This is a genomic window from Cognataquiflexum nitidum, assembly GCF_022538055.1.
Lineage (GTDB): Bacteria > Bacteroidota > Bacteroidia > Cytophagales > Cyclobacteriaceae > Cognataquiflexum > Cognataquiflexum nitidum.
On record NZ_JAKZAM010000007.1, the window covers coordinates 117,652 to 136,684 of the forward strand.

The 19,033-nt window shown below is 35.9% G+C and carries 15 protein-coding genes and 1 other RNA gene; 14 read left to right on the top strand and 2 right to left on the bottom strand.

Going from position 1 to position 19,033, the window contains the following annotated elements; genetic code table 11:
• Positions 1 to 40: 40 nt before the first annotated feature.
• The gene (gene fsa / locus MMU07_RS06665) at positions 41 to 700 is read right to left on the bottom strand and encodes a fructose-6-phosphate aldolase (RefSeq protein ID WP_113922878.1); all 660 of its coding nucleotides are present in this window, start codon (positions 698 to 700) and stop codon (positions 41 to 43) included.
• A 127-nt stretch (positions 701 to 827) separates the two neighbouring features.
• Positions 828 to 914: signal recognition particle sRNA small type (ffs, locus tag MMU07_RS06670), an RNA gene on the bottom strand.
• A 142-nt stretch (positions 915 to 1,056) separates the two neighbouring features.
• On the opposite strand from ffs, the gene MMU07_RS06675 reads away from it, so the two are divergent.
• From MMU07_RS06675 to MMU07_RS06740, 14 genes are all read left to right on the top strand, one after another.
• Positions 1,057 to 1,338 (top strand): hypothetical protein, encoded by a 282-nt coding sequence (locus MMU07_RS06675; RefSeq protein ID WP_241125074.1) that lies wholly within the window; start codon positions 1,057 to 1,059, stop codon positions 1,336 to 1,338.
• A gap of 474 nt (positions 1,339 to 1,812) precedes the next feature.
• The gene (locus MMU07_RS06680) at positions 1,813 to 2,631 is read left to right on the top strand and encodes a polysaccharide biosynthesis/export family protein (RefSeq protein WP_241125075.1); all 819 of its coding nucleotides are present in this window, start codon (positions 1,813 to 1,815) and stop codon (positions 2,629 to 2,631) included.
• Positions 2,631 to 5,060, top strand: coding sequence for a GumC family protein (locus MMU07_RS06685; protein ID WP_241125076.1), 2,430 nt, complete (start codon positions 2,631 to 2,633; stop codon positions 5,058 to 5,060). Before MMU07_RS06680 ends, MMU07_RS06685 begins: the two co-directional genes overlap by 1 nt.
• A 624-nt stretch (positions 5,061 to 5,684) precedes the next feature.
• Positions 5,685 to 6,812 carry a DegT/DnrJ/EryC1/StrS family aminotransferase gene (locus tag MMU07_RS06690; RefSeq protein WP_241125077.1) on the top strand — a complete coding sequence of 376 codons (1,128 nt, stop codon included), beginning with the start codon at positions 5,685 to 5,687 and terminating at the stop codon, positions 6,810 to 6,812.
• Positions 6,809 to 7,393: an acyltransferase gene (locus MMU07_RS06695; protein WP_241125078.1), complete on the top strand. Its 585-nt coding sequence runs from the start codon at positions 6,809 to 6,811 to the stop codon at positions 7,391 to 7,393. Before MMU07_RS06690 ends, MMU07_RS06695 begins: the two co-directional genes overlap by 4 nt.
• The gene (locus MMU07_RS06700; protein WP_241125079.1) at positions 7,390 to 8,352 is read left to right on the top strand and encodes a Gfo/Idh/MocA family protein; all 963 of its coding nucleotides are present in this window, start codon (positions 7,390 to 7,392) and stop codon (positions 8,350 to 8,352) included. The genes MMU07_RS06695 and MMU07_RS06700 overlap by 4 nt, the downstream gene beginning before the upstream one ends.
• Positions 8,353 to 8,650: 298 nt before the next feature.
• Positions 8,651 to 9,295: an acetyltransferase gene (locus MMU07_RS06705; RefSeq protein WP_241125080.1), complete on the top strand. Its 645-nt coding sequence runs from the start codon at positions 8,651 to 8,653 to the stop codon at positions 9,293 to 9,295.
• 34 nt (positions 9,296 to 9,329) lie between these two features.
• A complete protein-coding gene (locus MMU07_RS06710; RefSeq protein WP_241125081.1) occupies positions 9,330 to 10,772 on the top strand; it encodes an oligosaccharide flippase family protein in 1,443 nt (480 codons plus the stop codon).
• The gene (locus tag MMU07_RS06715) at positions 10,769 to 12,181 is read left to right on the top strand and encodes an O-antigen ligase family protein (RefSeq protein ID WP_241125082.1); all 1,413 of its coding nucleotides are present in this window, start codon (positions 10,769 to 10,771) and stop codon (positions 12,179 to 12,181) included. The genes MMU07_RS06710 and MMU07_RS06715 overlap by 4 nt, the downstream gene beginning before the upstream one ends.
• Positions 12,182 to 12,187: 6 nt before the next feature.
• Positions 12,188 to 13,273, top strand: coding sequence for a glycosyltransferase family 4 protein (locus MMU07_RS06720; protein WP_241125083.1), 1,086 nt, complete (start codon positions 12,188 to 12,190; stop codon positions 13,271 to 13,273).
• Between the two features lie 19 nt (positions 13,274 to 13,292).
• Entirely contained in the window at positions 13,293 to 14,372 is a 1,080-nt protein-coding gene (locus MMU07_RS06725; RefSeq protein WP_241125084.1) for a glycosyltransferase, read from the top strand.
• A gap of 1 nt (position 14,373) precedes the next feature.
• Positions 14,374 to 15,480 (top strand): glycosyltransferase family 4 protein, encoded by a 1,107-nt coding sequence (locus MMU07_RS06730; RefSeq protein ID WP_241125085.1) that lies wholly within the window; start codon positions 14,374 to 14,376, stop codon positions 15,478 to 15,480.
• Positions 15,481 to 15,538: 58 nt separating this feature from the next.
• Positions 15,539 to 17,575: a hypothetical protein gene (locus MMU07_RS06735; protein WP_241125086.1), complete on the top strand. Its 2,037-nt coding sequence runs from the start codon at positions 15,539 to 15,541 to the stop codon at positions 17,573 to 17,575.
• A 467-nt stretch (positions 17,576 to 18,042) separates the two neighbouring features.
• Complete coding sequence (locus MMU07_RS06740) at positions 18,043 to 18,732, top strand: sugar transferase (RefSeq protein ID WP_241125087.1); 690 nt, start codon at positions 18,043 to 18,045, stop codon at positions 18,730 to 18,732.
• The last annotated feature ends 301 nt before the right edge of the window (positions 18,733 to 19,033 follow it).

Sequence of the window (19,033 nt, forward strand, 5' to 3'; positions counted from 1 at the left end):
GATCGGGATTGTGGTCAATAATCCGATCCCATTTTTTCACTTATTTTCCTGCAGCCTTTGCGTGGTCGGCAAGGAAAGTTGCCAATCCCGAGTCTGTAAGTGGGTGGTTTAACAATCCCAAAATAACTTTCAAAGGACATGTCACCACATCTGCACCGAGTTCGGCACATTTGATCAAGTGCATGGTATGTCTCACGGATGCCGCCAAAACCTGAGTGGCATAACCATAATTTTCATAAATATTGACAATCTGATCGATCAGCTCTAAGCCATCGTAAGAGATGTCATCCAATCTTCCGATAAATGGTGAAACGTAGGTTGCGCCGGCTTTTGCGGCAAGAAGTGCCTGGCCTGCTGAAAAAATCAAAGTACAGTTGGTTCGGATGCCTTCATTTGAAAAATACTTGATGGCTTTGATACCGTCTTTGATCATGGGGATTTTTACGACTATTTTGTCATCGATTTTTGCAAGTTCCTTGCCTTCCCTGATCATTCCTTCAAAATCCGTGGCAATGACTTCGGCGCTTACATTATCGTCCACGATGTCGCAGATGGCTTTGTAATGGGCACGGACTCTTTCTTCCCCGCTGATTCCCTCTTTTGCCATCAAGGATGGATTGGTAGTGACGCCGTCCAATACGCCAAGATCGTAGGCTTCCTTGATATCATTCAGGTTGGCGGTATCAATAAAGAATTTCATATGTTGTTTGTTTATGTTGATTGTACAAAGTTAATTGATAAATCAGGAAATGGAAGGGGAAAAAGAATGTAAAATGATGAATGGGTAATTGAAATGTCGTGTATTCCAGAATTAAAAAATGGAAAAAAAAGAAGCGGCATCGCACCGCTACGACTGCTTACCCTTGCTCCCTTCCGGACCTGGGGGATTCAGCAGGAGCTGGTCGTGCCGCTAGGACGCAAATGTAAGGCAAAAATCTCCGGTTTCAAACAGTTGAAATAAAAACAAAACCATTTATTCTTAAGTCTCTCAAAATCAGCGATAAATTTCGTGGCAAAGTTTTTGCAATATTTTAACTTGAAAAAACAATAAAAAATATGAAGCAATTACTGATTTTGATCCTTTCTATTGTCTTGTTGGGTTCGTGCAGTGTTTTCGGACCCAATCCGGAATATTACCAGGGAATGACTGAAAAGAAATTTTTGAGGCAGAACGAGGCTGCTGTGATAAGCCACCTTGACGGAAATCAAAAAACTTACAGGGTCATTAGAGATGAAAAATTTTATGTTCTTGCCACTTTTGAAGACGGGAATCTTATCAAGCTGGAAGAAAGAGAATACACTCCGGTAATCATAGAGGATAAAATCGGAAACAATTAAATCAAAATTGAATAAAACCCTTTAAAAAGTGTTTTTTTGGAATCATTTTTAAACTCTAAGTAAGAATTTAGAGTGATTCCTTATTTCTTTCATGATTGTCCGCAATGGCACCACCGGCCGAATTTTATTTTGATTTACACCTCGACTTCGCTCGGTGCCTGATGGTTTTGTTTTTAGGGGAAGGGAGGAAAATGCAGCGTAGCCGCATTTTCCTCCCTTCCCAATCATCATTCATTATCCGGTGGCGGTGCGAAGTCGAGGTCATTTTGTCAAATAGAGACCGTCAAAAAATGCTGATATACATAATTTCTTTTCTAAAAAAAGAACAAACTATCCTGATTCTTTGCTTTTTTTCGTAATTAGCCCACTAACTACAGGTCAAATTCCCGGGAGCATGTAAACCTGTTCTAGAGTTAAATTATTTGGTTAAGTTTACGCATTAAGTTGCCTATGAATATCTCTTATTATCAAGCTATGAGAAAGTTTGTTTGGAGTCCTTTGGTAGTGGTTTTCATCCTTGCTTTTGCTTCCTGTGTACCTAATGAGAAAATTATGTACTATCAAAACCTAGAAGGAAACACAGTAATTCAGGATGGGGAATTGATCAGCTATGAATTGCCGGAGTACAGGCTGCAGTTCAATGATATAATCGACATTCAGATTCAGACTGTAGAGCAGATTCTTGAAGAAGGCCTTACTTCCAAAATCCAAGCTGAAGCCAACAACGCTGTTTTTGGTCAGATAGCCCAAACTGGGGGAGATATCTATTACATGACCGGATATACGATCGATAAAAACGGCTATATCAGAATGCCTCTACTAGGAGAGATTCAGGTCAACGACAAGACGCTTGACGAGGTAAGGATTATTATAGAGGATGCGTTGAAAAAATATGTCACCTCAGAGATTTTTGTACGGGTCAAACTGGGCGGTATCAGATTTTCTATCCTTGGGGAATTCCGTAGACCGGGAAAGTATGTTGTTCTGCAGGATAGATTGACTATTTTTGAAGCAATAGCCCAAGCCGGGGACATGACTATTGTAGCCAAAAGGGATCAGATTATTCTTGTCAGACAATATCCCGATGGAACCAAGTTGCACCGAATCAACCTCAATGACAGGCAGATCATTCAGACTCCTTTTTATTTCATTCAGCCCAATGATCAGATCTATGCTGAACCCATGAAAGCAAGGGAAATAGGTACTGGAGAAAACACAGCACAGACTGTCGCTTTGATTCTTTCTTCAGTCACAGCCGTCGCTTTGGTTTTGAATCTTATCCTACAAAATTGATGAGTACTAATACCTCTTACCCATTTATACCCGATCCTTTTCTGCCTCCCCAAGAGGACGATATTGAATTGAAGGTCATTTTGTTTAATTACCTCAAATATTGGCCATTTATAGCCTTTTGTACTTTGGTCTGTGTGTTGGCTGCATTTCTTTTCAATAAATATGCAACACCGGTCTATTTGGTCCAATCCTCGGTGATTGTCACAGAAGAACCTCAGGCCTTGGGTTCCGAAATCTTTGATGCAGTGGGCATGATGCCCATCAAAAATAACGTCGAAAACGAAATTGGAATTCTCAAATCTTATACCCTTGCAGAAGAAGCAATTAGGGAAATAGGATTGGATGTTTTCTATTTTTCCGATGATTTATTGACAAGCACACAGGTACATGCCGATGTACCCGTAGATGTGGTGGTAGATTGGACCCACTTTCAGTTGGTCAAGGGAAAATTTTTGATAGAAGTTTTGGATGACCATACTTTCAGTATTGATCCGGAAGGAGATGAATATGAGCTATTTAATCCCTCTGATCCTTTTTATAAGAAAGAAATCAAAGAGGTTCCTGATCTAAAACCCTCCTATGTTTTTGGAGAAAATATTGAATCAGAATTTCTGAAAATCAAAATTGAAAACAGGAATGCCAAGCCCGGTGATAAAATTATCTTTCAGTTGGTGGATACCCCTTCCTTGGCACTTTTTCTTAAGGACAAGGTAACAGTCACACCGATCAACAAACAAGCCTCGATCCTAAATATCTCATTTGAAACGCCCGTTAGGAGGATGGGAGAGGAATACCTCAACAAGTTGATGGAAGTATACCTTCAAAGAGAACTCGACGAAAAAAACAAGGCAGCGGAGAATACCATCAGGTTTATTGAAGACCAACTGAGCGGTATCACTGATTCTTTGACATTTTTTGAAGGAAGTCTGGAAAAGTACAGGTCAGAAAATAAGATTTTCAATCTAAGTGAAGAAGGTTCCCAGATTTTTCAAAGGTTGCAGGAATTTGAAAAAGACAGATCAAAGGCCGAAATCAATCTAAAATATTATCAAACCCTTCAAAATTATATCAATAGAGATGATATTGAAGAGATAGTTGCGCCATCGATTATTGGGAACACCGATCCTCTCCTACAGTCTTTGGTGGTGGGAATTAGTGAGCTTCAGGCCGAAAAAATGAGACTTTCCAATAATTTTTCAGAGGAGGCTCCCCCAATGAGGGAAATCAATGCCAAAATAAGGAATACAAAAAAGGCACTTCAGGAGAATATTGCATCCTCTATCCGGAATTCCAACACCTACCTGCAAGAAGTCAATTCACAGATAAAAAGAGTGGAAAGAGAAATCAATTCACTACCTGAAACAGAAAGAAGGCTATTGGGAATTCAAAGGAAATTCACTGTAAATGAAAACATTTATGTGTATTTGCTTCAAAAGAGGGCAGAATCAGAAATCACCAGGGCATCGAATATGCCTAAGAATGCCATTCTTGACTTTGCACGGGCGGGACAGATCCCCGTTTTTCCAAAGAAAATCATCAATCTGATCATCGGTCTGGCAATTGGCCTGATATTTTCCATTGGATACATTTCAATCCGTGATTTTCTCAACACCAAAATTGAAGATCCTAAAGAGCTTGAAAAGCAAATCAATACCCCATTGATAGGCATGATAGGTAGGAATCAAAGCAATGATCCCAAGCCGGTCCTTCACAATCCTAGGTCTTCGGTTACAGAATCCTTCAGAAACATCAGGGCAGATATGTCCTATCTCAGCCCCAATAAAGAACAGCTTACAATCTTATTTACATCAAGTATTTCGGGTGAAGGGAAAACTTTCGCCTCTGTCAATATGGCCTCGGTCTATTCTCTTTTGGGAAAAAAAACATTATTGATTGGCTTAGATTTACGAAAACCCAAAATTGCCGAAGAATTTGGCCTTGTCAATGACCAAGGCATGAGTACCTGTCTGAGCAAGAATATGCCTTGGAGAGAAGTCGTCAAGAAAACCAAATTCGAAAACCTAGATATCATCCTCTCAGGTCCCATTCCACCTAATCCTGCTGAACTCCTGCTTCAAAACAAATTCTCAAAAATTATGGCCGAAATAAAGGAGGAATATGAAGTGATTGTGTTGGATTGCCCTCCTGCAGGCTTGGTTTCCGAAACCAAAGAACTTTTCAAACATTCCGATGTGAATTTCTTTATTTTCAGACAGGGATTTTCCAATAAGAGTAACATTCAAATATTGAATAACTTGATCGAAAAAGGAGGAGTATCCAAAATATACGCCATCCTCAATGATGTACATATTGACAAAGGTTATGGGTTTGGTTACGGGTATGGCTACGGGTATGGATATTCAAGTCACTACGGTTATCATGACGAAGTACAACTGCCTTGGTGGAAACGGGCAATGAAAAGGGGATAGAAGGGGGGAAGTTGGGAAGAATGGAAGTTGGGAAGTGGAAAATTGAATGATGAATTCTGAATGGGGTCAAACTAATCCAAATTGAAAATCACATTGGGTTACTCCTTGTTATGAGCCCCTAACATTTTAAAATGGTCAGAAAAGAAATGACTTTGAGGTTATTCTAAATAGGCCTCGTCCACGATAGCGATCGGCCACCTGGGTTGTTTAGTAAAAAGGATGAGGAGGGAAAAGCAGCGCAGCCGCTTTTCCCTCCTCATCCTCAAAAACCCAATATCCCCGTTCCCTGAGCTTGGCGAAGGGAGAGTTAATAATTTTGGTCATTGGTACCATTTAACATTTTGCAAATATTCAGAAAGGGTATTGACATGTTGGAATATTGAGGATCAATAGGAGTGTGGCTTTAGCCCATTCACAAATAAATGCCGGGCAAAAAACCGGATTTAGCTAAAATAATATGATTGGTTTTAGTAAGATGGGTATGGTTTGGCTAAAGCTGGGTTAGAGCTTAGAGGTTTTCCTTTCCTTCAAGCTAAAGTATCAAGAAATTGACCTTATTCCCGATAGTTACTGTGACCCAGGTGGCGAAGCTGTGTCAAGACCGATGCAAAGCCAAATGAACAAATGAAAAAAATCCAAATGGTGGACTTGAAGTCCCAATATGAAAAAATAAAAGATGAAATCGATGCTGCCATGCAGGAAGTCATTGATCAGGCTGCTTTTATCAATGGACCCCATGTCAGGTTGTTTGCTGATGATTTGAAGGCATACCTCAATTGTAAATATGTGATCCCTTGTGGAAATGGCACAGATGGCCTGCAGGTAGCCATGATGGCTTTGGATTTTAAGCCCGGAGATGAGGTCATTGTTCCGGCTTTTACCTACATCGCGGCAGTGGAGGTAATTGCTTTGCTGGGTTTAAAACCGGTCTTTGTAGATGTGGACGCAGCTACCTTTCAGATCGATACCTCAAAAATTGAATCCAAAATAACCGACAAGACAGTAGCAATCGTTCCTGTCCATCTTTTTGGCCAATGTTCTGAAATGGAAGCTATTTTAAAAATGGCTCAAAATCACGGACTAAAAGTGATAGAAGATGCAGCCCAATCCATCGGTTCTGTCTACAGATTTTCTGATGGCACTTTGGCACAATCAGGGACAATGGGAGATATAGGTGTTACTTCATTTTTTCCATCCAAAAACCTTGGTTGCTTTGGAGACGGGGGCGCAATGTTTACCAATGACCATGACCTGGCAGAAAAAATGAGGATGATCTCCACTCATGGACAAAAAAAGAAATACCACCACCATTCCATTGGTGTCAATTCCCGCTTGGATACCGTTCAGGCTGCATTGTTGCGGGTGAAGCTCAGGTATCTGAATCAATATCAAAATGCAAGAAATAAAGTTGCGGAAGCCTATGACAAAGCCTTTGAGGCCAATTCCCATATTTCTATTCCAAAAAGAATTCTCCAATCTACCCATGTTTTTCATCAATATACCATCAAATTGAAAGATGTAAACAGAGAGGAATTCTCAAAACATCTGGCTTCTTTCGGTATTCCTACTATGATATATTATCCGGTTCCTACTCACCTTCAGTTGGCATACCAAAATTACGGTTATAGGGAGGGTGATTTTCCTATTTCCGAAAAACTCTGTAAGGAAGTCATCTCGCTTCCCATGCACACAGAAATGGAGTCCGAGCAATTAGATTTGATCATTGATTCTATCAATAGTTATTTCATATGAAATCATATTTTGCACATGAATCGGCCTATATCGATCAGGGCTGTGAAATAGGGGAGGGGACCAAAATCTGGCATTTTTCCCATATTATGGCTAATTGCAAAATCGGTAAGCACTGCAATATCGGCCAAAATGTGGTGGTTTCGCCCGAAGTCATTTTAGGAAATAATGTCAAGGTTCAAAATAATGTTTCTATATACACAGGCGTGACCTGCGGAGATGATGTGTTCCTTGGTCCTTCCGTGGTTTTTACCAATGTCATCAATCCGCGTTCTGCCATCAACAGAAAAAATGAATATTTGGCCACCAAAGTTGGAAAAGGTGCTAGCATCGGTGCCAATGCGACCATTGTTTGTGGTAATATAATAGGGGCTTATTCATTTATCGGTGCCGGGGCAGTGGTGACCAAGGATGTTCCTGATTACGCTTTGGTCATCGGTAACCCTGCCCGTCAAAAAGGATGGATGTCTGAATTTGGTCACAAGCTTGAATTTGACAAAGAAGGAAAAGCCCAATGTCCCGAAAGCGAGGAGATTTATATTTTAGCACAGGGGATAGTACAAAAATCTGAAGTCCTTAAATGAAGAATTTGGCATTGATAGGGGCTGCGGGATATATTGCCCCTAAGCATATGAAGGCAGTCAAAGAAACAGGCAACCAAATGGTGGCTGCTTTTGATAAGTTTGATTCAGTGGGAGTGATGGATAGTTTTTTTCCAAAAGCAGCCTTTTTTACCGAATTTGAGAGGTTTGATAGGTATCTGGAAAAACTTAAAAGAAACGATCAAAAGGTAGACTTCGTCAGTGTCTGTTCTCCAAATTACCTCCATGATTCCCATATCAGGTTTGGTTTGAGGCACGGTGCAGATGTAATCTGCGAAAAACCTCTAGTGCTCAATCCATGGAATATGGATGGACTTGAAATGGTAGAAAAGGAAACCGGTTCTAGGGTTTTCAACATCCTCCAACTACGTCTTCACCCCGCGATTTTGGCACTTAGGCAAAAAGTGATGTCCGAACCTGCTCATAAAGTCCATGATATTGACCTCACCTATATTTCCTCCCGAGGCAATTGGTATTATACTTCTTGGAAAGGGGATGAAAGCAAATCAGGAGGCATCGCAACCAATATCGGGATACATTTTTTCGACATGTTGGTTTGGATTTTTGGGAAGGTCAAAAACAATGTCGTTCACCTTCAAACCCACGACAGGGCATCAGGATATCTTGAGTTGGAAAGGGCAAGGGTCAGGTGGTTTTTGAGCATCAATCAGGATACCCTGCCTGAGTCCGTATTGGCACAAGGAAAAACCATCTACCGTTCCATGACCTTAGAAGGGCATGAAATCGAATTCAGCGAAGGGTTTGTGGATTTACATACCCAAAGTTATTCGGGGATATTGGAAGGAAAAGGCTTTGGATTGGAAGAAGCAAGAAGTTCGGTAGAACTCGTCCATGACATCAGGCAGCAAAAAGGTATTGGATTGATAGGGGACTACCATCCATTTTCCAAGAAGCCATTGACAGACCATCCATTTCTTTGAAAGATCAATAAAATTTTTGACCACACAGAGAAAGGATGAAGGAGGAAGGTAGAGGGATGAAGGATTGTAAAAGGTGAGAGGTAAGAAGAAAAATAGCCGCTGTTAACTTGATGAAAAAAAGCCACGTAGTGTCCGCCCGGCTGAAGCGATTCGGATGTGGTCTAATCTTGGTAGAAAAGGAAAGGAAAAGCAATCCGGTTTTTGGCCGAAATTATCCCAAGTCAAAAATTCGCCTTGCGCCAAAAGCATTGAAATTCAATTCTTCAATTTAGACACTAAATTAACCCCTTGAATTAAAATGACCCAACAAAATAAAATCTTCATCATCGGTTATTCAGGCCACGCTTATGTGGTTTTGGACAGTATCCTGGAGCAGGGCCTTCATGTAGGGGGTTATTTTGCAAAAGATTATAATGTAGAGGATCCTTACAACCTGGAGTTTTTTGGCGATGAAAGGGCTGATGATGTGAGTCATGTGCTAGATGGAAATTTGATATTTCCCTGCATCGGTGACAATGCCATCCGGGCAAAAGTTGTCAGCTTTATCAAGAGCAAAAATTTCAATCAATTGTCGGTTTTAGATAAAACTGCCTTGGTTTCTTCAAAAGCCACAATTGGCCTGTCCACTTTTGTCGGTAAAAATGCCGTTATCAATTCTCTTGCAAAGATTGGAGAGGGAGTCATCATCAATACCGGTGCGGTCATTGAGCATGAATGTATTATTGGGGATTTTTCCCATGTTGCCCCGAATGCTACCTTGGCGGGAAATGTCAGCCTAGGCAGCAAGGTTTTTTTTGGAGTGGGGGCTGTGGCCAAGCAGGGAATCAGCATCGGTGACAACAGCATCGTTGGGGCCGGTTCGGTGGTCATTTCTGACATTCCTGCCAACGAAGTCTGGGTAGGAAATCCGGCGAGGAAGATTAAAACAAATTTTTTTCAATAAGTATTATCTTTTAACCCAATTTTAGATTTAAAAGTTGAGAAAATTATCATTACTTTCATTTATAAGTCAAGTTGCAGGCTTTTCTTTTTACTTTTTAACCACATTCATTTTAATCCGTTTGGTGGGGAAAAATGAATTTGGGATATTCCAGAAATTCAATTTATTTCTGACCACAGCTTTACCTTTCTTTGGGTTCACCCTAGTTTCAAGTCTTTATTATTTTCACAGTATTTACAAGAGTCAATTAGAAAAAAGTAATCTTTTCAATCAAACCTTTTTTTTACTATCATTATCTGGTGTTTTATTTTCTATTTTATTTTTTCTAAATAAAGAGGATTTAATGTGGTATTTGAATCTTGAAGAATTAGGAGCTTTGCCGGATTTAATTTTTTTAACCATTTTGTTTTATATCAATAGCAGTATTTGTGATAATATTTTTTTGCTGGACAATAATAAATTAGGTGTATTAGTTTTCATTCCTTTTGAAAAATTTTTATTCTTAGCAGTTATCTTAATTTCTTTTTTTTTTAAGAATGATTTTAACGATGTTTTCTATGGGTTTCTAATTTTCTCTTTCTTGAAGTTTCTCTTTACTTTTTACTATTTAATCCGAAATCATGGTCTTCTTAAATTTAGGATAAACCTTAATTCCATTAAAAAACAAGCATATTATTGCATTCCGTTTTATTTGGGAAATATCATCTATATAGTATCTATCAAGTTTGATAAGTTTCTTTTGAACCAATTTATTTCTCCCAATGAATATGCAATTTATACTGTTTCATTTTTGAGTATACCTTTTTTAGCAAATGCATATAGCTCAGTTAATAATGTTGTACTTCCTGAATTCACAGCTTTGATTCAAGAAAGAAAATATGAAAAAATCAAAGAATTATACCAAAATGTAGTATTAAAGACAGGATCGGTGGCGATCCCCCTACTTTTCTTTTTCTTTTGTTTTAGTAAATATTTTATTGAGTTAATATTCACTAGTTCATACCTAGAGGGGGATTTATACTATCGAATTGGTTTATTTTCATTTCTAGCCTTATTAACCTCATATGGTTTAGTTTTACGTGCAGCCCATAAAACAAAAACAATTTTTATGATTAATTTAATTTCGGCAATAATTTCAGTTGTATTGGGTTATGTAATTATACCTAAGTTTCTGTTGTTAGGGGCAGCAATAACTTCAGTTATAGCTGTTTTTTTACCAGGTCTCCTGCAATTAATTTTTGAAATTAGGTATTTGAAATTCAATTTTTTCAATTTTTTTCCAGTCAATAATTTCTTAATTGTAATTGCTTTGTCATTCCTTATTTTTCCAATCTACTTTCTTGGAGTTAATATTTTGCCAGATAATCATGCCTTGACTATAATTACTGGTATGGTTTATTTTCCAATTGTTTTTTCCATTCTTTTTAAGTTAGGATTCCTCCCTTACAGGGATGTTTTTCAAAAACTTTTGAAAAAATGAACAAGCAGTCTTACCCAATAATTTTTTCTGCAGTATTAGTCTTTTTTTTATTTTTCACATCATATTCCGGGCTTACGAAACAATTTTTGGGATTAACATTACTTGCAAGTTTTGTCTGTTTCATTTTTAATTGTAAAAAAATTGTTCTTCTTTTTTTAGTATTGATTCCCACAAATGATATTTTTTCAAAGGAAGAATTTCTATTCTCCATTTTTGGCTTAAAGCAAATTCTTGGAATTTTTGTTGTATTATACTACTTCAGAAATTACAGAATTATATCAAAAAATCTTGAAATTATTAAATTAAATGATAGACTCAGGAAAGTCTTTTTTTCATTTGAATCTCTAATTTTATTATTAATTCTTTATTTCAATTACACCTATTTCAAAAATGCTTTTTTTGGCTTACATGATTTTGATATAAATACTGCAACTCTTAAATCAATAAACATGACAGGCCATTTGTTAGCTTGTCTTTTTTCTTTAAGAATAGCTTTTACTTCAATCTCAACAATTGAGATTAATAGGTCAATGATTTGTTCGATTTTGGTTATGATTACTTTTTCATTTTTTAGCCCAATATTACCTTATCTTGGGTTTAGATCTTTGGGTACCGAAAAAACTGAATTTGAAAATATTGGATTTGAAAGGTTTACAGGAATTATTGCAGATGGAGACTCAAATACCTTAAGTGTTTATCTATGCATTACTATAGGGATTTGCTTTTTATTCTTTTCTTATTTTAGGAAAAAATTTACTGTAGTTTTGTTAATACCGCTAACTATTTTGGTTGGAGTTACAGGGAGTCGCACTGGAATTTTATCGTTATTTATAGTCATTTTCATTTTTTATTTTTTTATTAGAAATAGGAATAGTAAAAAATCAAAAATTATTTTTTTGTTTTTTATCCCAATTGTAATTTTAATTTCTTTTCCATTTTTTGACTTAATACTAAATAGATTTTTGCTCATTGGCGATCAATTTAATTTGGAAACAAGTTCAAATAGAATTGGTAAATGGCTAATGTATTTTAATTTTTTTCTTGACAATAAAATTACCTTCTTGACAGGATCACAAAAGGAATTGTTAATTACATGGGATGAAAAGTATTATTCTGCCCACAATGCTTTTATTACCATGATCTATAATGGGGGACTTATTTTTTCTATTTTGATCTATTATGCTTTTGTCAAAATTATTTGGATTTCAATTAGACATAAATTTTATGACCTCTTAATTGTAGTGGTTCCATCCTTTGTGTTGATAAATACTGTCAGCGATTTGGGTATAATATATCCTATGTTGTTATATTCAATGGTTTTAGTAAAAAATAGATTTGGTTATGAATTATATAATTCTTTAATTTTTAAAAAGATTGCTCTAGAGTCAAGGGGAATAGTCCAAATTTAAAGCTTTATGGAATATGTTTTTATCTGTGGAAATCTTTACCCATTCCAAGTTGGCGGAATGGAAGTTTTTAATCATTACTTAATAAGAGAATTAAAAAAGACACAAAACCTAAAAATAATTTCACACCAAAATAGGCCTGATTTTTTTTCAAAAGACGAATTTGCTAGAGTTAAAACTTTCTTTCCTCACGGACTTTTTTTTTCAATTTTTATTTTTTTTAAATTTTTGATAAAAAAAAGTCCAAATCAGAGAGTTGTAGTAAGTTTTTCAAAAGCACATTGGATTAATTGGCTTCCCTATATTTTGTTAAAGAAAATTGTCAACCTAAAGTACATTGTTATCATTCATTCGGGTGATTTAGGAAGTTGGGGCAATATTCCTATTCAAAATCAATTGATGCAAAATTCCTATAAAGTTTTTGGAGTCTCAAATGAGATATGTGATTATTATGTAAGGCTCACCGGTTCAAACATATATTACCTTCCTCCTTTAATTCCTTTTGAAGATGTTAAACTTGATAAGTTTGAATCAAGGGAATTTTTAAATCTCCCTGTTGAAAACAAAATTATTTTAATAGTGGGATCGTTAAAGCCACTTAAAAATCCCGAGACCATTATTCAATCTTTTGAATTGTTAGGGAAAGATTTTATAAAAAAAGAGTGTTTGAATGTAGTAGTTGTTGGAGACGGGGAAATGAATGGAAAATTGAGGTTAATGGTAAAAAAAATTGATATGGAGGAAAATTTCTTTTTTGCCGGGATTCAGCCAAGAGAATTAATTCCATATTATTATCAATCTGCGGATTTATTTTTAATAAGTTCAGAATACGAAGGAAGGCCATTAGCACTTTTGGAAGCATTGAAATATCCTCTTGAAATAATTGGATCTGATGCTGATGGAGTTAAATCAATTCTTGAGAGATTTGATGGAAACATTTTTACTAAAAATGATCCAGAATCTTTGGCAAAATTATTAAAAAAGATATTTACTGATCCAGATTACAGCCCGAAATTCAAAGAAGCCAATAAATATTTTAAAGAAAATTTTGACTATAAAGTATTTTTAAATGAATTTTTAAAATTGACTGAATAGTATAAACGAGAACCCTCCCATGTTTTTTAAACCTAAAAAAGAGGTTGTAATTATTTCCAATACACTTTTGAGAGGTGGAGCTGAAAAACAGTGCATACTTTTATCAAATTTTTTAGCAACAGAATATAATGTAAAATTGATTATATATTATGGTGAACAGATTGATCAAGTCTTTTTAGACCTTATTGATTCAAGATCAATTGAAATAGTCTTTTTAAAAGGGAATTTTATTAAAAAGGTATTTACTATATTCAAAACTATAGATAAAACTAGAACTTTTGCCCTTATATCATTTCTTCTTACTTCCAATTTTCTTGTAGGGATCCTTGGCACTTTGTTAAATATAAAAAATCGAATTGGAGGAATTAGAACTGATTCAATTAAGGGATGGAAATGGTATTTTCAATTAACAATCCATAAGTATTTTACCACGCATACTGTGTTCAACAACCATTCTGCATTTAATGATTTTACCAAAAAAGGCTTTAGAGTAGAGAAATCTTCTGTTATCTACAATGGAGTTGAAAAAAGAAATTTTTACCTACCAAAAGAATTTATAAATGAAAAAGTGACAATTATTTCTGTTTCAAGGTTTGTCAAGGAAAAGGATATTTTCACTGCTTTGGAAGCCGTTTTTTTAATTAAAAAAAGAATGGGAAATAAATCATTTAGATACCAATTAATCGGGTATGGGGAATTAGAAAAAGAAATTGCTTCAAAAATAAATGAATTAGATTTAAGCGGTGAAGTTAGTTTAATTGTTAATCCTCATGATATTAATTATTATTACCAAACAGCGGATATTTTTTTAAGCTCCTCCATAAATGAAGGATTGTCAAATACTATTTTAGAAGCAATGAACTTTGGTTTACCGATAATAGCTACAAATGTAGGTGACAATAGGAAAATTATAAATAATGAAAGAAATGGATTTATATGTAATTCAGGAGATTATGAAGCCATTTGTGATTCTATTTGTTTTTTGATTGAGAATAAAAGTTTGATTTTTAAAATGGGGTTGGACAGTAAAAAAATAATTGAGGATGAATTTTCAATAGAAAAAATGGGGTTAAGTTTTAGTAAGTTGATAAATAGTTAAATTGAAAAAAAAAATCGCTGTTATTGGGCTTAAAGGTTTACCTGCTTTGGGAGGTGCGTCAACTGTTGGGGAAAACATTATTAAAAATCTTAAGAATGATTATGAATTTGAGGTTCTTTCAATATCAAATTATGCAAGTGAAAAAAATATATATAACATAAAGCAAACCATATTTAAATCTATTTCAAATTCAAAAATAAACATTGGTTATTACTACGTACGATGTTTAATATATGTTTTATTTCAGAAAAAATTTGACCTTATCCATCTACATCATTCGGAAAGCGGTTTTATTACCCCTTTTCTTCGTTTAAGGTATAAAGTAGTTACTACATATCATGGAATGTTTTTAAATGGATATAAGGACCCAAAATTTTCATCTTTGGTCAATTATTTTTTTAGATTTTCACAATTTCTAAACATCAAGTTTTCAAATGTTAATGTTTCAGTGTCTTCACAAGATTTATTGTATTTGAAATCCAAAAATAAACATGGATTAGCAAGGTATATTTCTAATGGTGTTGATACATTTTTATCAAATTCCAATAATTCTTCATTAGGCTATGTTTGCTTTGCTGCCAATCGGATTTATGAAATCAAAGGGTTACATATTTTAATCGATGCAATTAAAATTGCCAATTTTCAGAAAAAAGTAATAGTTATAGGAGAATTAAATCATGTGCCAAAATACAAAAAGAAAATTTTAGAAAGTTTAGAAGGATTGGAAATTGAATTTTTAGGATTAGTAAGATCAAAATCAGAATTATTTAAAATCATAAAGGGTTCTGATTTTTTTGTTTTTCCCTCCATAAAAGAGAGTATGTCTATGATGTTGTTAGAGGTAGCATCATTAAAAATTCCTGTTATTGCAAGTGATATCCCTGAGAATAAATGCCTATTTGAAGAAGATGAAATTTTTTATTTTGAATCTAATAGTCCGGACTCATTATCTAAAAAACTTTTGTTTCTCAATTCAAATTTAGAGTTAGGTAAGATATATGCGGAAAGAGCCTTTCAAAAAGTAGAAAAAGATTTTTCGTGGCAAAGAATCGCGTCAGAATATTCCAAAATTTATGATTATTTATTACGCATACGAATAAATAAATAATTAGGTCATCTCTTTAGTAAACTGAAATTTATTTTCTAGAAAAAAAATTTTAAAACTTATGTGCGGCATCTTTGGACTTTTTGTAAAACCCGAATCCGGAATTTCGGATAGGGAGATCAGGAAACTGACTTCAAAACTTGCATTGATGAGTGAGTCGCGAGGAAAGGATTCTTCAGGAATGGCTTTTGTGGACCACTTGTCCAAGAAGGTGGAGGTAACAAAAGGAGACGTAAGGATTAGGAAACTGCTAACCACCTCCCAAGTCAAGTCCTCTCTCTCAGATTCTTTGGAGCGGTATAAGAGCAGTAAATGCTCTTTTTTGGTTTTTGGCCATGCGAGACTGGTAACCAATGGCTCTCAGTTGCAAACTGAAAACAACCAACCTGTGATCAAAAACGGTAATTTTTTGATCCACAATGGCATCATTGTCAATGCTGATTCACTATGGGAAAAATTTGCCCACATGAAACGGGAATTCAAAATAGACTCAGAGGTCATCCTAAGTCTTTTGGATAGTACCATTTCCAAAACCCAGGTTGATTTGGGAAGGGCAATAAAAAACACCTTGTCCCAATTGGAAGGGACTTATTCTATCATGGCATTTTTTCCCGGAATTGACAAATTCCTTATTGCTACCAATAACGGTTCCTTGTATTTCCTGAGTGACAATAAAAATTACCTGTTCTTTGGTTCAGAAATACAGTATTTGCAGGAATTAAGGGATTCATTCCAGAAAGGAAATTTGAATGAAACTACAGTGATTTCAAAAGTGTACCCCAATCAGGCTTTTTGGTTTGATCCTTTAAAAATGGAATTAAAGGAGATTGGAGTGGAGAGAACTGAGCTAATTGAAGCGAAATCAGAAAATGACCATTCGTATACAGTTCAGATTTCTTCCATCAAAAACACCGGGTTTGGGAATGAAATCGTGATTGAGCCTGAGATAAATTTTAACCGAAATAAGGAAAAACATCTTTTCAGTCTTTTGGAGAATCAGTCGGAAAAGATCGAAAAACTGAAAAGATGTACAAAATGTATCCTGCCTGAAACCTTTCCATTTATCTCATTTGACCATGAAGGGGTATGTAACTATTGCCGGAATTACAAACCAAAATCCCCGCCAAAGAACTTGGATGGTTTGAAGCAACTTATTGAGCCCTATCGTAAAAGTTTGTCAAAATCTGATTGCATAGTGCCTTTCAGTGGAGGTAGAGACAGTACATTTGCACTGCATCTTGTCAAGAATGAGCTTGGTCTAAATCCAATTGCTTTCACTTATGATTGGGGAATGGTCACCGATCTGGCAAGAAGGAATATTTCAAGGGTTTGCGGTAAACTCGGTGTGGAGAATGTGGTCGTCGCTGCGGATATCCAATGGAAACGCCAAAATATCAGAAAGAATATAGAAGCTTGGTTGCGAAAACCTGCTTTGGGTATGGTTCCCCTCTTTATGGCCGGGGATAAATATTTTTTTTATTATACCGACAGACTCAAAAAACAGACAGGGATCGATTTGAATATTTGGGGAGTCAATTACCTGGAAAACACTGATTTCAAAACAGGATTTGCAGGATTGAAACCTGAATTTGAGAAAGAGAGGATTTTTTCTCTTTCTATCAGTAACAAGTTAAAGCTCTTTGGATATATCGGAAAGGAAATGCTGTTAAATCCTGCTTACTTAAACCAATCAGTATGGGATAGTTTGGGATCATTTGCAGTGAGGTATGTAGCTCCCAAAAGGGATTACTTTCAGTTATTTGATTATTATCCTTGGGATGAGGATGAAGTCAATAATTTGATTTTATCTGAATACAATTGGGAAAAATCTCCGGATACCGATTCAACTTGGAGAATAGGCGATGGAACAGCAGGATTTTATAACTATATATACTACACTGTAGCGGGATTTTCTGAGGTGGACACCTTTCGCAGCAACCAAATCAGAGAAGGAATGATCAGCAGGGAAATGGGCTTAAATTTGGCAAAGGCCGAAAACATACCCCGTTTTGAAACCATCCGTTGGTACCTCGAAATCATCGGGATAGATTTTCAGGATGCCATCAAAAAAATCAACATGATTCCAAGGCATTATTAACATATTTTTCAATAACTTGTGCCTTAAATTTTTTTAAAAATAGCCATCGATAAATCAAATTTTCCGCAAGTTCAATGAAATCATATAGTTCACTAGAAGAGGAGTTGTTCCATTTTTCAACCAATCGCGGAATAGGAAATATCCAAACAGATTTTTCTACTGAGGTATATGATTTTGTTAAAAAGCACAATTCCAATATTGATTTTAATTTTAGCTATCCAAAATACCAAAATGAACTGCTGGTTTTTGAAAGTAAGGTCCTTGTTTACTTAGAAAATCATCACTTGCTAAATAACCAAGAAGACTGTAATAATTTTTTTCGAGAGGCAAACCTTATGCTTTGCCTTGGCGGTATGTTCATATGTTTTGTGGAAACTTATAAAAACCGGAAGACGCGAATTTTCCAAAAATATAATTCTCCTTGGAGTGGGGTTGTTTATACATGGGACACTCTACGGTATAGAGTCATGCCAAAAATACCCTTTACTGAAAAAATCTTCAATAAGGTCACAGGTGGAAAAGGGAAACTAATGTCCGGAGTGGAAGCGCTAGGGAGGTTATATGCAGCAGGTTTTGAGCTGATCGAAGAGAAGGAAATTGGTGGCTACTTGTATTTCGCCGCTCGAAAAATACAAAAGCCCATGAAAGTCACAAATGCGACCTATTGGCCTGTAGTCAAATTGAAGCGGATAGGAATAACAGGAAAAGAATTTAATGTATACAAATTGCGGACAATGTATCCCTATTCTGAGTTTCTCCAAGATATGGTATACCAAAAAAACAAACTGACTGATGGAGGTAAATTCAAGGATGATTTCAGGGTTTCACGGTTTGGTAAGTTACTGCGCAAAATATGGCTGGATGAGGTGCCTATGATATGGAATCTCCTTCGTGGAGATATCAAATTGGTAGGTGTCAGACCCCTTAGCAAGCAATATTTTAACCTATACCATGCTGAACTCAAACAAAAAAGAACCCAATATAAACCTGGATTGATCCCGCCTTATTTTGCAGACATGCCAAGTACCCTCGAAGAAATCATGGAATCCGAAATGCGCTATTTAAATGCGTATTCCATTTCGCCCATCTCCACTGATTTTAAGTATTTTTTCAAAATTTTTAAAAACATCTTGTTCAAAGGAGCAAGAAGTAGGTAGGTCATGAGGCAGTCGCGGTGTTCATTCGCAGTGGTCAGTATTCCGTAAAATCAATCGCTGTTAGCAAGTTGGCAGTAGGTAGTTTCAGTGAAATGATCCGCGTGAGAAGCCGAGTTGGTACCAATCTTTCAATTTTGAAATCTTCCAATTTTCCCTTAACCTTTTAACTTTTAATCTTCCCCAACTTTCTAATTTTTCAATTTATATATATCCGCCTTCTTACCAGTATAGGATTAATTACAGAATGTTCTCGGCAGGCTCGACTACCGGAATTTATTGATATTGAAGGGGGGGGGGGTGG

Excerpts from the sequence above, each read along its gene's own strand:
- MMU07_RS06695 (WP_241125078.1), top strand. The coding sequence starts at position 6,809 with ATGAAATCATATTTTGCACATGAATCGGCCTATATCGATCAGGGCTGT.
- MMU07_RS06685 (WP_241125076.1), top strand. The coding sequence starts at position 2,631 with ATGAGTACTAATACCTCTTACCCATTTATACCCGATCCTTTTCTGCCT.
- MMU07_RS06675 (WP_241125074.1), top strand. The coding sequence starts at position 1,057 with ATGAAGCAATTACTGATTTTGATCCTTTCTATTGTCTTGTTGGGTTCG.
- MMU07_RS06690 (WP_241125077.1), top strand. The coding sequence starts at position 5,685 with ATGAAAAAAATCCAAATGGTGGACTTGAAGTCCCAATATGAAAAAATA.
- MMU07_RS06735 (WP_241125086.1), top strand. The coding sequence starts at position 15,539 with ATGTGCGGCATCTTTGGACTTTTTGTAAAACCCGAATCCGGAATTTCG.
- MMU07_RS06715 (WP_241125082.1), top strand. The coding sequence starts at position 10,769 with ATGAACAAGCAGTCTTACCCAATAATTTTTTCTGCAGTATTAGTCTTT.
- MMU07_RS06705 (WP_241125080.1), top strand. The coding sequence starts at position 8,651 with ATGACCCAACAAAATAAAATCTTCATCATCGGTTATTCAGGCCACGCT.
- MMU07_RS06700 (WP_241125079.1), top strand. The coding sequence starts at position 7,390 with ATGAAGAATTTGGCATTGATAGGGGCTGCGGGATATATTGCCCCTAAG.
- MMU07_RS06720 (WP_241125083.1), top strand. The coding sequence starts at position 12,188 with ATGGAATATGTTTTTATCTGTGGAAATCTTTACCCATTCCAAGTTGGC.
- fsa (WP_113922878.1), bottom strand. The coding sequence starts at position 700 with ATGAAATTCTTTATTGATACCGCCAACCTGAATGATATCAAGGAAGCC.
- MMU07_RS06740 (WP_241125087.1), top strand. The coding sequence starts at position 18,043 with ATGCCAAAAATACCCTTTACTGAAAAAATCTTCAATAAGGTCACAGGT.
- MMU07_RS06725 (WP_241125084.1), top strand. The coding sequence starts at position 13,293 with ATGTTTTTTAAACCTAAAAAAGAGGTTGTAATTATTTCCAATACACTT.
- MMU07_RS06680 (WP_241125075.1), top strand. The coding sequence starts at position 1,813 with ATGAGAAAGTTTGTTTGGAGTCCTTTGGTAGTGGTTTTCATCCTTGCT.